This is a genomic window from Bacillus sp. CDB3, from assembly GCF_002081505.1.
GTDB classification, from domain to species: Bacteria; Bacillota; Bacilli; order Bacillales; family Bacillaceae_G; genus Bacillus_A; species Bacillus_A cereus_AT.
Genome location: NZ_ALBR01000069.1, coordinates 107519 through 120949, shown reverse-complemented (window position 1 = coordinate 120949; position 13431 = coordinate 107519). Strand labels below are relative to the sequence as shown.

The following is a 13431-nucleotide window of genomic DNA, read 5'->3' as shown; positions in this document are numbered from 1 at the left end:
ACAAATTTTGACTGCAAGCCGACTTTGCATAACGCTTGTCTTACTTGTAACAACGTAACCTTGACTCCCTTGTTTACAAGATAACGGTACAACTTTCGATACCCCATTCTTCCTTTTAAACATTTAAATTGCATGACAATATAAACCGCTGTCTTTTTACGTTTTTTCTGATTTCCAGTGGGTTTACGATGAATATAGTCGTAAAAACCACTAACAGACACTTGTAATCGATGGCAAAGCCAGCGCACTCCAAATATTTGATTATATTGTCTTATAAACTGAAAGCGTGTTAGTTTTGGTTGCTGGCAAAGAAGGTTGCCGCCTTTTTTAGAAATTCATTTTCCTTTTTTAACGCCTGGCTTTCTCTTCGTAAAGAACGTAGTTCTTCCAGTTCATTGCTTTCACAGGAGGAAATCTGTGTAGAATATTTTTTAATCCATACATTTAGAGTTCCGTTACCCAAGTCAAATTCTCTCTGGATACTTGAAATAGAACGACCTTCTTTGATCACCAATTCAACACATTGTCTTTTAAACATTTCATCATACTGTTTTTTCATCTGAAACACCTCTTCATATAGAATAATTTATCTCTATACTGTGTTCCAGTTTTACTGTACCACCTCATAATACATCGCTGATATGTCATTCATAAAAATAAGCTTATCCAAGTAGATGCTACTAACCTAGGATACTTATAACCATGAACCTGATACTATGAGTATCATTATACGAAAATAAAAGCGGGTTGTGGGCTTTTTTTTGCAATAATTGAGTAGAAAAAGGGCAGTGGGAGACAATAAAACGGAGTTTCTATGTATGATAATTATCGTGCGCAGAAAGAATCGAGTAATAAAACGGAGGTTATAATGCGAAAATTATTATATTTTATAGTATGCAGTAGTGTTATACTTTTTTCCTCACCGAGTATGTCAGTAGCGCAATATGATGCCCCCCTTATGGAAGATGCACTTTATTCTGTTTTATTTCCAAAAATAAATAAGGCAATTGAAAAACAATATGGAAATTTGAAACCTTATCAATGTCCTAAAATCATCCGGTTAAAAAAAATGTATAGTGGCACATATTTATTTCAAGCGGTTATTGAAGTGACGAAGTATGAACAGGTTGGTGGGAAAATTGTTCCACCATTCGAAAAAGTAACAATTACTTTTAATAACGAAGAAGGCGAATGGGAAGTGACAAATATAGTAGTAAAGCGCTTACCAAATGATACGAAATTAAACTGTAAAAAAACAATATAAAAAATTGTTTGACAAATAAAATGGTCCTTTGGTATTGTTAATAGCAACAATTAGATGTTTGAAAATTAAATAGACTTACCTCATCTACTCTCAAAGGTAGAGGCCGCGATAGGAAAGAGTAAGCTATGGGAGATTTAATGGAATCTGTGATCATAGGTTGAAAGGGACTATTGCCGAAATATAAGAATAACCATCTTATTCATATATTGGGACTGCATTGAATAAATGTAGTACTGTCATAAGATTTATTTTATGGAGAGCTATTTGGAGATGTTGATGCGGTTTCTTATTTTGAGAAGATAACAACTCGTTTATTTTTTCAATATATATTTTTCCTAATAAGAAACGCGTGTGAACATTGTTCCGCGCGTTTTTTGTCTATCTAAAAGCGTGCTGCAATGAATAGAAGATTGGGGTTATGAGTTTTAGAGGAAATAAGGGAGGAATTTAAATGTATTTACACGGCACAAGCCGAATCAATGGGCAAGGACACTTAGAAATTGGTGGGTGCGATACGACGCAGCTAGCAAAACAATACGGAACACCACTTTATGTATACGATGAAGAGTCTATTCGAGGAAAGTGCCGCGCGTTTCATCGTGCTTTTAAAGAAAGTGGTTTCTCTTATCAAGTAGCATATGCAAGCAAGGCGTTCTTGTGCATGGAGATGTGCCGAGTAGCTCGTGAAGAGAATATGTCTTTAGACGTTGTTTCTGGAGGAGAATTATATACTGCGCTTCAAGCAGGATTTCCGGCATCGCGCATTCATTTTCACGGAAATAATAAAACAGCAGAAGAAATAATTATGGCTCTTCAGGCGAATATCGGTTGTTTTGTAGTAGATAATTTCTTAGAATTAGAAATTTTACATGATTTAGCAGTGCAACATGGAAAGTTTGTGAACATATTAATCCGTGTAACGCCAGGAGTAGAGGCACATACACACGAATATATAACAACAGGCCAAGAGGATTCGAAATTTGGATTTGGTGTTTCAAATGGTCAAGCGATGCAAGCGATTGAGCTAGCTTTGCAAAAATCAAATTATAATGTGCTAGGAATTCACTCGCACATCGGATCACAAATATTCGAAACGGCTGGTTTTGTTCGAGCAATTGAAGTACTACGTCAATTTTTAGAAGAAGTGAGAGAGCGAACAAACTATGTAGTGAAAGTATTGAATGTAGGCGGAGGTTTCGGTATACGTTATACGGAGTCTGATACACCGTTAACACTTGAAACGTATGTGGAGGCTGTAACAAGTACGATAAGAGAGCGGTTTACAGTATGTGAATATCCGCTTCCAGAAATATGGATTGAACCAGGTCGTAGTATCGTAGGTGATGCGGGAACAACAATTTATACAGTTGGAGCGGTGAAAGAGATTCCTGGTATTCGGAAATATGTTTCAGTCGATGGTGGGATGACAGATAATTTAAGACCGGCTCTATATGGAGCGCGTTATGAGGCGATGTTGGCGAATCGAGGGAATGATGAGAATGAGGAACTCGTTTCGATTGCTGGGAAATGCTGTGAAAGTGGAGATATGCTGATTTGGGATATTAACTTACCGCAAGTTGCTTCTTCTGATTTACTAGCAATTTCTTGTACGGGGGCATATGGCTACTCGATGGCGAATAATTATAATCGTATTCGTAGACCAGCTGTCGTCTTTGCAAAAGGCGGAACATCACAAATTGTTGTAGAGCGTGAAACATATGAAAATATTATTGGGAACGATCGCATACGTATTAAAGAACTTGTTTAAATAGGAAAAAGGAGTTGTTCGGAGGGGCAATTCCTTTTTTATAAAATAAAATAAAATAATTAAAATATATCGGAAAACTAGGATTGAAAAAAATCAGAATTGTGATAAAATACAAATACAAAGCTTATCAAGAGAAGCGGAGGGAACTGGCCCGACGAAGCTCGGCAACCTGCTTATAGAAAGCAAGGTGCTAAATCCAGCAAAATGGAATCCATTTTGAAAGATAAGGTAAAATATATTACCGAACAGTCTTTTCGAAATGGGAAAGATTTTTTTTATGAATAAAAAGGGGGGGCTGTTCGCATGAGTGTACGGGAACATTTTGATGAAGTATCTGAGAAAATTCAAGCGATGCTTGCTGATATGAAATATGGTTCCATTACAATTGTTGTGCAAGATGGAAAAGTGATTCAATTAGAAAAAAGTGAAAAAGTACGTTTAAAGTAAAAAGCGCTGACTAGAAAAACTAGAGGCGGTTTTAACCTATTTTATTAGGTTAAAACCGTCTTTTTGCTTTTACAGGGGGAAAAAACATGTTGACGTATGAAACGTGGGAAGAAAATAGTGTTTCATTTTCCGAAGAAGATGAAACGAAAGGCGCGCTATCAGTATTAAGTTGGGCTTATAACGAATATAAAGATGAAATTGTATATGCATGTAGCTTTGGGGTAGAAGGTATGGTTTTGCTGCACCTTATAAACCAAGTAAATCCATCCGCTAAAGTTGTATTTTTGGATACAAATGTACATTTTCGAGAAACGTATGAATTAATTCAAAAGGTGCGGGAACGATTTCCTTCATTAAATATTATAGAAAAACAGCCGGAATTTACACTTGATGAACAAGCGAAGTTGCATGGTGAGAAATTATGGGAGAGTAATCCAAATCTTTGTTGTAAAATTAGAAAAATTTTACCGTTAGAAAAATCATTAGCGGCGGAAAAAGCGTGGATATCGGGCTTAAGGAGGGAACAATCAGAAACGCGTAAGCATACAAAGTTTATAAATCAAGATCATCGCTTTCAATCTATTAAAGTTTGTCCACTCATTCATTGGACGTGGAAAGAAGTGTGGCGATATGTATACAAACATAGCTTGCCGTATAACCCATTGCATGATGTTGGATATCCAAGTATTGGATGTGAGAAGTGTACGTTACCTGTAGGAGAGGGTGGCGATTCGAGAGATGGTAGATGGGCCGGGAAAGTGAAAACAGAATGTGGTCTTCATTACCAATAAGATGAATTTGAAAATAAAGCTAAGAGAGGATATAGAAAATGAGTACAAGAAACGAATTAATAAATCGTATAGACGAGACATACGACGTATCACAAATTGAAAAAGAAATTAAATTAGACAACATTGCGTTAAGTGATTTAGAGCTATTAGCGACAGGGGGATATAGCCCACTAACTGGTTTTTTAGGAAAGAAAGATTATGATTCGGTCGTAGAAACGATTCGTTTAGCAAATGGTAGCGTATGGAGTATACCGATTACATTACCGGTAACAGAAGATGTAGCAGAGAGACTGAAAGTTGGAGAGGAAGTAAAGCTTGTTAGCGATGGAAATATATATGGTGTTATTCAAATAGAAGATATTTTTGTACCAGATAAAGAAAAAGAAGCGTTACTTGTATATAAAACGACGGATGAGGCTCATCCAGGAGTGAAAAAATTATATGAACGACCAAACGTTTACGTCGGAGGAGCTATTATTCTTACAAAACGTTTTGAAAATAATCAATTTCCTTCTTATCATTTAGACCCAATTGAAACGAGAGAAGAATTTAAAAAGCGTGGTTGGAAAACAGTAGTTGGATTTCAAACGAGAAACCCGGTACATCGTGCCCATGAGTACATTCAAAAGTCTGCTCTTGAAATTGTAGATGGTCTCTTTTTGAATCCGCTTGTTGGGGAAACGAAATCAGATGATATTCCTGCTGATGTAAGGATGGAAAGCTATGAAGTATTACTTCATAACTATTACCCTAAAAATCGTGTCTTTTTAGGCGTATTTCCTGCAGCAATGCGTTACGCAGGACCAAGGGAAGCGATATTTCATGCACTAGTAAGAAAGAACTTTGGTTGCACCCACTTTATTGTAGGGCGTGATCATGCTGGGGTAGGGGACTATTACGGAACATATGAAGCGCAGGAAATCTTTACGAATTTTACAGTAGAAGAGTTAGGGATTACGCCGTTATTTTTTGAACATAGTTTTTACTGCACTAAATGTGAAGCGATGGCTTCAACGAAAACATGTCCGCATGGAAAAGAAGACCATGTTATTTTATCGGGTACGAAAGTAAGAGAACTATTAAGAAACGGTGAGATTCCGCCAAGTACATTTAGTCGTAAAGAAGTAGTGGAAGTGCTAATTAAAGGCTTGAAAAAAGAAGTAGTAACAGAATAGGGAGAGAACGAGATGGATACGAATATTACTTGGCATACAGCTTCTGTTTCAAAAGATGAGAGAAGAGTGAAGAATGGGCATCACAGTTTTGTAGTTTGGTTTACTGGTTTATCGGCTTCGGGTAAATCTACAGTAGCGAATGCGGTTGCTCGTAAACTATTTGAAAAGAATATTGGAAATTACGTGTTAGATGGGGATAATATTCGCCAAGGTTTAAATAAGGATTTAGGATTTTCTGAAAGTGACCGTATGGAAAATATACGACGTATTGGTGAAGTAGCGAAGTTATTTGTAGATCAAGGAACGGTTGTCCTTACAGCGTTTATTTCACCGTTTCGAGTAGACCGTAAACAAGTTAGAGACCTTTTGGCAGTAGACGAATTTATTGAAGTCTTTGTAAAGTGTCCGATCGAAGAATGTGAGAAACGTGATCCGAAAGGGCTTTATAAAAAAGCGAGACAAGGTGATATTAAAGAATTTACTGGTATTGATTCGCCTTATGAGGAACCAGGGAAGCCAGAATTAATCGTAGAGACACATAAGAATTCTATTGAAGAATGTGCAGAACAAATTGTGAGTTATTTACAAGAGCGTAGTTTCATATAGGGGGATAAAAGATGAGTTATGAAAAAGTGTGGGCAAATAATGAAAAATTGAATCCATCTGAGAAAAAGAAATTAGAAAAAGATGGATTAGAAATCTTTAATGACATTCCTTACTATGCGGAGAATGGATTTGAATCTATTCCGAAAGAAGAGTGGGACTCCTTTAAATGGGCCGGATTGTATTTGCAACGGCCGAAAGAAGCTGGATATTTTATGATGCGTGTAAATATTCCTTCAGGGATTATTACAAATGCGCAGGCAGAAGCGCTTGCTTCTATCGCCGAGGATTATGGACGTGATGTAATAGATATTACGACAAGACAGGCGATTCAGTTTCACTGGTTAGAAATTCAGCAAATTCCAGATATTTTTAAAAGATTAGCAAGAGTTGGATTATCTTCAGCAGGGGCGTGTGGTGATATAACGCGTAACATTACAGGGAATCCACTTGCTGGAATTGATGGAAATGAACTCTTTGATACGACACATATTGTTAAAGAAATATATGACTATTTCCAGCACAATGAAGAGTTTTCGAACCTGCCACGTAAATTTAAGATGTCTATTAGTTCAAATATTTACAATTCTGCAAACGCAGAGATTAACTGTGTTGCATTTACACCTGCAACGAAAGAGATAAATGGTGAGAAAAAAGTTGGCTTTCATATAAAAGTAGGCGGGGGCTTATCAGCTCGTCCATACTTAGCAGAAGAATTAGACGTGTTCGTTTTACCAGAAGAAGTGAAAAAGGTAGCGATTGCGATTGCTACTATATTCCGTGATTTTGGATATCGCGAAAAACGTCATTTAGCACGTTTGAAATTTCTTGTTGCAGACTGGGGGGCAGAGAAATTTAAAGAGAAGCTAATAGAGTATACAGGACCGTTACAAAATAAAGGAAAAAGTGCACTCAAAGGATGGAATGCAGGCTATTTTTATGGTGTTCAAGATCAAAAACAAGAAGGATTAAAATATGTCGGATTTAATGTACCAGTAGGACGTTTACATGCAGAAGAAATGTTTGAGATTGCCAGAATTGCAAAGCAATATGGAAATGGACAAATTCGTACATGTAATTCACAAAATTTCATCATTCCGAATGTTCCACCAGAAAATGTAGCGGGTTTACTAAGTGAACCGTTGTTTGAAGCAATATCTGCAAGTCCGAAATCATTTATTGGTCATGCGGTTTCATGTACTGGTATTGAATATTGCAATCTTGCTCTAGTAGAAACGAAAGAAAGATTACGGAAAATTGCAGAATACTTAGATACACAAATTGCACTCGATGTTCCAGTTCGAATTCATATGGTAGGATGTCCGAATTCATGTGGTCAACGTCAAATTGCTGACATCGGATTACAAGGGGTGAAAATGAAAACGAAGGAAAAAGGAATAGTTGAAGCATTTGAAATATATGTAGGTGGAACGTTGTTAGATGGCGGTGCTTATAATCAAAAGCTAAAAGGAAAAATAGATGGTGAAGATCTACCAGATGTGCTCGCATCATTTATAAGTTATTTCAAAGAGAATAAGTTACCAGCTGAAACGTTTTATGATTTTGTTGGCCGCGTTGGCGTAGAAGAATTACAGTTGACATTAAATCACGTATTAGAAGAGCTAATAGCGTCTTAGGAGGGACAATATGGATTTATATCGTTTTGAAGCTGTATTAGTAAATAGTATTGTGCCAATTGTTGTTGTTGCTCAAAGTGAAGAACAGGCATTTAAGCTTGCGGAAATTGAGCTTGAAAAACATTTTTTACCGTTGCCAGAAGTAAAGGAGATTTCTTTGTTTGAAAAAAAGAAGATTCGAAAAGGTGCGGCATTTGTTGTTCATGAGTAAATAACATTGTAATACGAAAGTATTCTAACTTCCATTCATATAAAAGGATGGAAGTTTCACTTTAATAGTAGAAATGAGGAGAGATGATGGGGAAGGTTTATATCGTTGGAGCGGGTCCTGGCGATCCGGATTTAATCACTGTTAAAGGGTTGAAATGTATCGAGAAGGCAGATGTTATTTTATACGACCGCCTGGTGAATAAAGAGTTGCTTTCATACGCAAAGCCTGAAGCGGATTTAATTTATTGCGGGAAACTCCCGAATTATCACACGATGAAGCAAGAGACAATTAACACATTTCTTATTAAATATGCAAAGAAAGGAAAAGTTGTAACGAGACTAAAGGGCGGGGATCCATTTGTATTTGGAAGAGGTGGAGAAGAAGCCGAAGCGTTAGCGAAGCAAAGTATCCCATTTGAAATTATTCCTGGTATTTCAGCTGGTATAGCTGCTCCTGCTTACGCTGGAATTCCAGTAACGCACCGCGATGCAAGTGCAAGTTTTGCTATTGTGACAGGGCATCGGAAAGAAGATGCTGAAGAGGAAGTGAAGTGGGAAAGTTTAGCGAAAGGTGTGGATACATTAGCGGTCTATATGGGGGTTAGTAATTTACCTTATATATGTGAACAACTTATAAAACATGGAAAAGATCAAAGTACACCTGCCGCTATCATTGAGTGGGGGACGACATCTATGCAGCGTACTGTTACAGGGACGTTAGGAACAATTATAGATGTTGCTAAAAAAGAAAAAATTCAAAATCCAAGTATGATTATTATTGGAGAAGTTGTCCGTTTTAGAGAAAAGATACATTGGTTTGAGAAACAAGTGGAAAATGCATATCCAGTAAGTGGAGTATTGTAAAATGAAGGCTGTCTTGTATATATGTCATGGAAGCCGTTTGAAAGCAGCAAAAGAAGAAGCGGTTGCATTTATTACGTCATGTATGAACCGTGTAGAGGCAAATATTCAAGAAGTTTGTTTTTTAGAGCTAGCGAGTCCTTCTATTGAAGAAGGATTTCGTACATGTGTGAAGCGTGGTGCTACAGAGATTGTCGCTATTCCTGTTTTTTTATTAGCGGCAGGACATGTAAAGAAAGATATTCCGCTTGAATTACGAAAGTTAAACGAGGAATATCCGGATATCAAAATAGTGTATGGTAATCCATTTGGTGTATCAGAAGTGCTTGTAAAAGCGGTATATAACGGAAGTGGCATTAAAGACTATGAAGAAGAAGTAACACTTTTGCTCGTTGCAAGAGGAAGCAGTGATCCGGAAACTTTACAAGACATGAAGTGGATTTCTTCTTTATTTCAAAAAGAAGAGAACATTAAAGAGGTGGAAATTTGTTATTTAGCAGCTGCGGAGCCAAAGTTTGAGGAGAAGTTGAGGGAAGTTGTAGAACGAGAAGAAAAGAGTATTGTTGTACTACCTTATTTATTGTTTACAGGCTTACTTATGAAACATGTTGAGAAAGAAGTGCTTCAATATGAGTTGGAAGAGATAAAAATAAGTCCATATTTAGGGAAGAATGAAGCGTTTCAAGAGATGTTAATTCAGAAAACAGAGGGAATATTGGAGGGAGAACAATATGTATCCACTTACAGTGCGAGTTGATAAGAAACGTGTGGTTGTCATTGGTGGAGGGAAAGTAGCAGGGTTTAAAATTGTTCCCTTACTAAAACAAGGTGCGGATATAATTGTGATAAGTCCAGAATTAGATGCGAATTTAGTAAAACTTGTAGAAGAAAAGCAAATTCGTTGGTATCAAAGGGAGTATGAGAAAAGTGATATCGACGATGCTTTTTTAGTAGTTGCAGCGACTAGCGATTCGGTACTAAATGAACAAATTGCTGGAGATGCCTCGGCAAATCAATTGGTAAATGTTATTACGAACCCGGAAAGTGGAAATGTTCATTTTCCGGCGGCAATTCATCGCGGATTGCTTAATGTAGCTGTTTCTACTGGAGGGGCGAGTCCGAAACTTGCAAAAAAAATTCGTGATGATATTGCAAATAAATATGATGAGAACTATGAATCATATCTTGATTTTTTATATGAAGTTAGAATAAAAGTGAAAGAATTACAAGTAGAGAAAAGGCAGAAAAATATATTATTGCAAGAAGTATTAAAGTCGATATATGTTCAAAATGAACAAAAAAGAGAAATTTTTTTACAAGAATTAGAGAGGGAACTTCATGTAGGATAGTGAGTGAATTGTGCTTTACAAATATAAAAATATAATTTATAATCACTAGTAACTTCAATAGATGAAATCGATGAGCAAGAAGAGTACGTATATTTGAGGCGTTCAGAGAGCTGGGGTAAGGTGTGAGCCCGGTACGATAAAATATACAGAATGGGCTTGCGAGAGGTATGCTGAACATTGCAGTAGGCAACCCGGGTTCCGCCGTTAAAAGGATAGAGTATCGGAATTTTTCCTGTACTTGAACAAGTGGGATTTATTGATCCAATTGAGGTGGTACCACGGTATTTACATTACATATATCGTCCTCTACATGCATATTTGCGTGTAGGGGACTTTTTTGTTTTCTAAAGGAGGTGTGCGAGTATGAAATGAAAGTGTATAATTAACGAAAGTTTAAATATTCAGAAAAGAGGAATTTATGATGAAAGAAACACAGCAATGGACGTCGAAAATTGGCTTTGTACTCGCAGCAGCCGGAGCCGCAGTAGGTCTTGGTGCAATATGGAAGTTTCCATATGTTGCAGGTAATGGAGGGGGAGGCGCATTCTTCCTTGTATTCTTACTATTAACTTTATTTATTGGTATGCCTCTACTTTTAGCTGAATTTGTTATTGGCCGTAGTACTCAAAAAGAGGCAGTTACAGCTTATAAAGTATTAGTACCGAATAGCAAGTTATATCCTTGGATTGGTCGTATGGGGGTTGTTACTTGTTTTAGCGTACTATCTTTTTATAGTGTTGTAGGTGGATGGATTTTACTTTATTTATATTATAGTGTTACAGGTAGTTTCTGGAACGGAGTAGTCGATTATGGGAAATTGTTTGGTGAAACAATTTCAAATCCAGTAAGTGCGATTGGGGCACAATTCATCTTTATGCTTTGTACCATTTTTGTTGTTAGTAAAGGTGTAGAAAAAGGCATAGAAAAAGCAAGTAAGTACATGATGCCGCTATTATTCATTTTATTTATTGCTATCATTATTCGTGCGTTAACACTTGATGGTGCTATGGCTGGGGTAGAGTTCTTCTTAAAACCAGATTTTTCAAAGCTTACAGCAGATACGATTTTATATGCGATGGGGCAATCTTTCTTCTCACTAACGGTAGGTGCCTCGGTAATGGTAACGTATAGTTCGTATTTAAAGAAAGAAGAGCATTTAGCTAAATCAGCAACATCTATTGTAAGTTTAACGGTATTTATTACAGTACTTGCAGGGTTAGCGATTTTCCCAGCGATTTTCGCATTAGGAGTTAAACCGACAGAAGGACCAGGGTTACTGTTTATCGTTCTTCCTGCTGTCTTTGCAAAAATTCCATTTGGGCAATTTTTCTTCATTATGTTTTTAGTTTTATTCTTCTTTGCGACTTTAACATCTGCGATTTCAATGCTTGAAATTGTAGTAGCATCTGTTGCGAAAGATAATGAGAAGAAGCGTCCATCAGCTTCGTTATTAATTGGTATTCTTATTTTTGCAGTTGGAATTCCATCAGCGTTATCGTTTGGAATTATGAGTGATGTGAAAATATTTGGTAAGACATTCTTTGATTTCGTCGATTTTTCGGTAAGTAATGTATTACTGCCACTCGGAGTACTAGCCATTTCGCTATTTGTACCAAATAAAATGAGTAAAGAGCTATTAATGAAAGAATTAGAAGTTACGGAAACGAAAGGGAAAACATTGTTTAATATTTGGTTCTTCTTGCTTCGGTATGTTATTCCGGTAACTGTAATTATCGTATTTTTAAATGCGATAGGCGTATTTAAAATGTTTGCATAATAAAAAGACGGAGGATCAATTCTCCGTCTTTTTATTGTGTTGTAGGTGTATTTAATAAGCGATTATATGTTTTATAAGCAGCAACAACTGCAATAAAGGATCCTATTAAAAATAAAGCGGATCCGCCAAGTGTGAATATTCGGCCGATGTATGTTTCCCTAGCTTCTTCTATTTCCTCTTGTAATTGTATATTCATATTTATCACCTCGCAAAATATAGGCATTTAGTTGTAGTTTATGTGAAAGGCCTATAAAGTGTGAAATGGTAGTGAAAAAACTCGGTATGCACCGAGTTTTTTATAATCCGATATAAGGAGATGGGTCGACTGCGTTTGTCTTGCCGACATTCCATTCTCCAAGGTGAAGTTCAAAGTGTAAATGCTGTCCGTATGATTGACCAGTATTCCCCATAAATCCAAGTTGATCGCCTTGTTTTACAGTTTGTCCATTAGATACAGAACGGCTACTCATATGTGCATATACTGTCGTATATGTTTTTCCGTTTATACGGTGAGATAAGTATACAACGTTTCCGTAACTAGATGATAATTCTGAACGGATAACGACGCCATCTGCAGCGGCAATAATTGGGATCGTTCCCGAAGCTGCGATGTCAATTCCTTTATGGTTATCTAAAGAACGTGTGCCAAATCCAGAAGTTTTCGATCCGGCTGCTGGTTTAATAAATCCACCTATATTCGTATCGTGTGGTACTGGAGCAGCCTGAGCAGGTGTAGCAGCTTGTTTGCGTGCTTCTTCTGCCTTACGTGCTTCTTCCGCACGTTTTTCTTCTTCAATTGCTTTTTGAACAGCTTGACGCTGATTTTCTAAAATGCCTTTTGATTCTTCTAACCCTTCAATCTCTGAATCTACTTTTGCTACCTTCGTATGTAGATCGTTAATCAGAGCTTGTTGCTGTTGTTGGTTACTTTGTAATTCTTGCTGTTTTTGTTCTAATTTTTGCTCAGATTCTTTCAGTTGTTGCTCATTTTTCTCAACAGCCTCTTTTTCTGTCGTCACAGCATTTTGATCGCTTGTTTGCTTTTTCACAATATCTGTATCGTTATTTAAAATTAAACTTACAGAATACATATTATCAACAAGATCGGCAATATTTGCAGAACTTGTTATTACTTCTGTAATGATACTCGTATGAGGCTTTTCTTGCATAGATTGTAGTCTTTGTTTAATAACTTCCTGTCGTGTATCTATATTCGTTTGTAATTGCTCTATATGTTTCTTTTTTTCGGTAATAACTTGCTGTGTGTTGCTAATTTCTTTTTTTGTATCGTTTAATTCAGCTTCGTTTTTATTAATAGAAGTAGTTAATTCGTCGATTTTCTTTTGTAATTCTTGGATTTCTTTTTCTATTTGTTCTTTCTCAGTTGATTTATTTTGTAAGTCATTTTGTTTGCCTTCTAATTCGGATTGAATGTCAGTTAATTTATCTTGATTTGTTTCAGCGTACACGGGTGAAAGTAACGGGGAAGCAAAAATCGTTCCCGCTGCTAAAACACTAATCGCTGCAAATTTCTTTTTCATTGTTGTCT

General features: G+C 36.6%; 15 protein-coding genes, 1 pseudogene, 2 riboswitches and 1 other annotated feature. Of the genes and pseudogenes, 12 read left to right on the top strand and 4 right to left on the bottom strand.

Translation table 11 applies throughout. The annotated features are described in order from the left end of the window. Nucleotides 1–248, bottom strand: a pseudogene (locus tag CDB3_RS32420) (IS3 family transposase); the annotation flags it as partial. A 41-nt stretch (nt 249–289) separates the two neighbouring features. Beyond that, nucleotides 290–559: a transposase gene (locus tag CDB3_RS17165; RefSeq protein WP_128855336.1), complete on the bottom strand. Its 270-nt coding sequence runs from the start codon at nt 557–559 to the stop codon at nt 290–292. Nucleotides 560–868: 309 nt separating this feature from the next. Here CDB3_RS17165 and CDB3_RS17160 point away from each other — a divergent pair, with 309 nt between their 5' ends. The 12 genes from CDB3_RS17160 (at nt 869) to CDB3_RS17105 (ending at nt 11882) form a co-directional block, all read left to right on the top strand. Further along, nucleotides 869–1264 carry a DUF3888 domain-containing protein gene (locus tag CDB3_RS17160; protein ID WP_179139716.1) on the top strand — a complete coding sequence of 132 codons (396 nt, stop codon included), beginning with the start codon at nt 869–871 and terminating at the stop codon, nt 1262–1264. Nucleotides 1265–1353: 89 nt separating this feature from the next. Then, a riboswitch (Lysine riboswitch) is annotated at nt 1354–1535 on the top strand. 180 nt (nt 1536–1715) lie between these two features. Then, nucleotides 1716–3032: a diaminopimelate decarboxylase gene (gene lysA, locus CDB3_RS17155; RefSeq protein WP_128855334.1), complete on the top strand. Its 1317-nt coding sequence runs from the start codon at nt 1716–1718 to the stop codon at nt 3030–3032. Nucleotides 3033–3153: 121 nt separating this feature from the next. Beyond that, a riboswitch (SAM riboswitch) is annotated at nt 3154–3262 on the top strand. Between the two features lie 73 nt (nt 3263–3335). Beyond that, nucleotides 3336–3479 carry a YezD family protein gene (locus tag CDB3_RS17150; RefSeq protein ID WP_000116159.1) on the top strand — a complete coding sequence of 48 codons (144 nt, stop codon included), beginning with the start codon at nt 3336–3338 and terminating at the stop codon, nt 3477–3479. Between the two features lie 86 nt (nt 3480–3565). Further along, nucleotides 3566–4270: a phosphoadenylyl-sulfate reductase gene (locus tag CDB3_RS17145; RefSeq protein WP_097831783.1), complete on the top strand. Its 705-nt coding sequence runs from the start codon at nt 3566–3568 to the stop codon at nt 4268–4270. A gap of 38 nt (nt 4271–4308) precedes the next feature. Then, nucleotides 4309–5445 carry a sulfate adenylyltransferase gene (gene sat / locus CDB3_RS17140; protein WP_097831782.1) on the top strand — a complete coding sequence of 379 codons (1137 nt, stop codon included), beginning with the start codon at nt 4309–4311 and terminating at the stop codon, nt 5443–5445. 12 nt (nt 5446–5457) lie between these two features. Further along, entirely contained in the window at nt 5458–6051 is a 594-nt protein-coding gene (gene cysC, locus CDB3_RS17135; RefSeq protein WP_128855333.1) for an adenylyl-sulfate kinase, read from the top strand. Nucleotides 6052–6062: 11 nt separating this feature from the next. Then, nucleotides 6063–7685: a nitrite/sulfite reductase gene (locus CDB3_RS17130; protein WP_128855332.1), complete on the top strand. Its 1623-nt coding sequence runs from the start codon at nt 6063–6065 to the stop codon at nt 7683–7685. 10 nt (nt 7686–7695) lie between these two features. Further along, nucleotides 7696–7896, top strand: coding sequence for a DUF3906 family protein (locus CDB3_RS17125; RefSeq protein WP_128855331.1), 201 nt, complete (start codon nt 7696–7698; stop codon nt 7894–7896). Nucleotides 7897–7982: 86 nt separating this feature from the next. After that, nucleotides 7983–8759 (top strand): uroporphyrinogen-III C-methyltransferase, encoded by a 777-nt coding sequence (gene cobA, locus CDB3_RS17120; RefSeq protein WP_098361687.1) that lies wholly within the window; start codon nt 7983–7985, stop codon nt 8757–8759. A gap of 1 nt (nt 8760) precedes the next feature. Next, entirely contained in the window at nt 8761–9513 is a 753-nt protein-coding gene (locus CDB3_RS17115; RefSeq protein WP_128855330.1) for a sirohydrochlorin chelatase, read from the top strand. Continuing rightward, nucleotides 9488–10105 (top strand): NAD(P)-binding protein, encoded by a 618-nt coding sequence (locus CDB3_RS17110; RefSeq protein WP_128855329.1) that lies wholly within the window; start codon nt 9488–9490, stop codon nt 10103–10105. The genes CDB3_RS17115 and CDB3_RS17110 overlap by 26 nt, the downstream gene beginning before the upstream one ends. 61 nt (nt 10106–10166) lie before the next feature. Further along, nucleotides 10167–10415, top strand: a binding site (T-box leader). A 111-nt stretch (nt 10416–10526) separates the two neighbouring features. Then, nucleotides 10527–11882: a sodium-dependent transporter gene (locus tag CDB3_RS17105; RefSeq protein ID WP_000665450.1), complete on the top strand. Its 1356-nt coding sequence runs from the start codon at nt 10527–10529 to the stop codon at nt 11880–11882. A gap of 31 nt (nt 11883–11913) precedes the next feature. Here CDB3_RS17105 and CDB3_RS31705 read toward each other — a convergent pair whose 3' ends face one another. Continuing rightward, a complete protein-coding gene (locus CDB3_RS31705; protein ID WP_179139715.1) occupies nt 11914–12078 on the bottom strand; it encodes a hypothetical protein in 165 nt (54 codons plus the stop codon). Between the two features lie 100 nt (nt 12079–12178). Continuing rightward, entirely contained in the window at nt 12179–13423 is a 1245-nt protein-coding gene (locus tag CDB3_RS17100) for a murein hydrolase activator EnvC family protein (protein WP_128855328.1), read from the bottom strand. Nucleotides 13424–13431 lie beyond the last annotated feature (8 nt).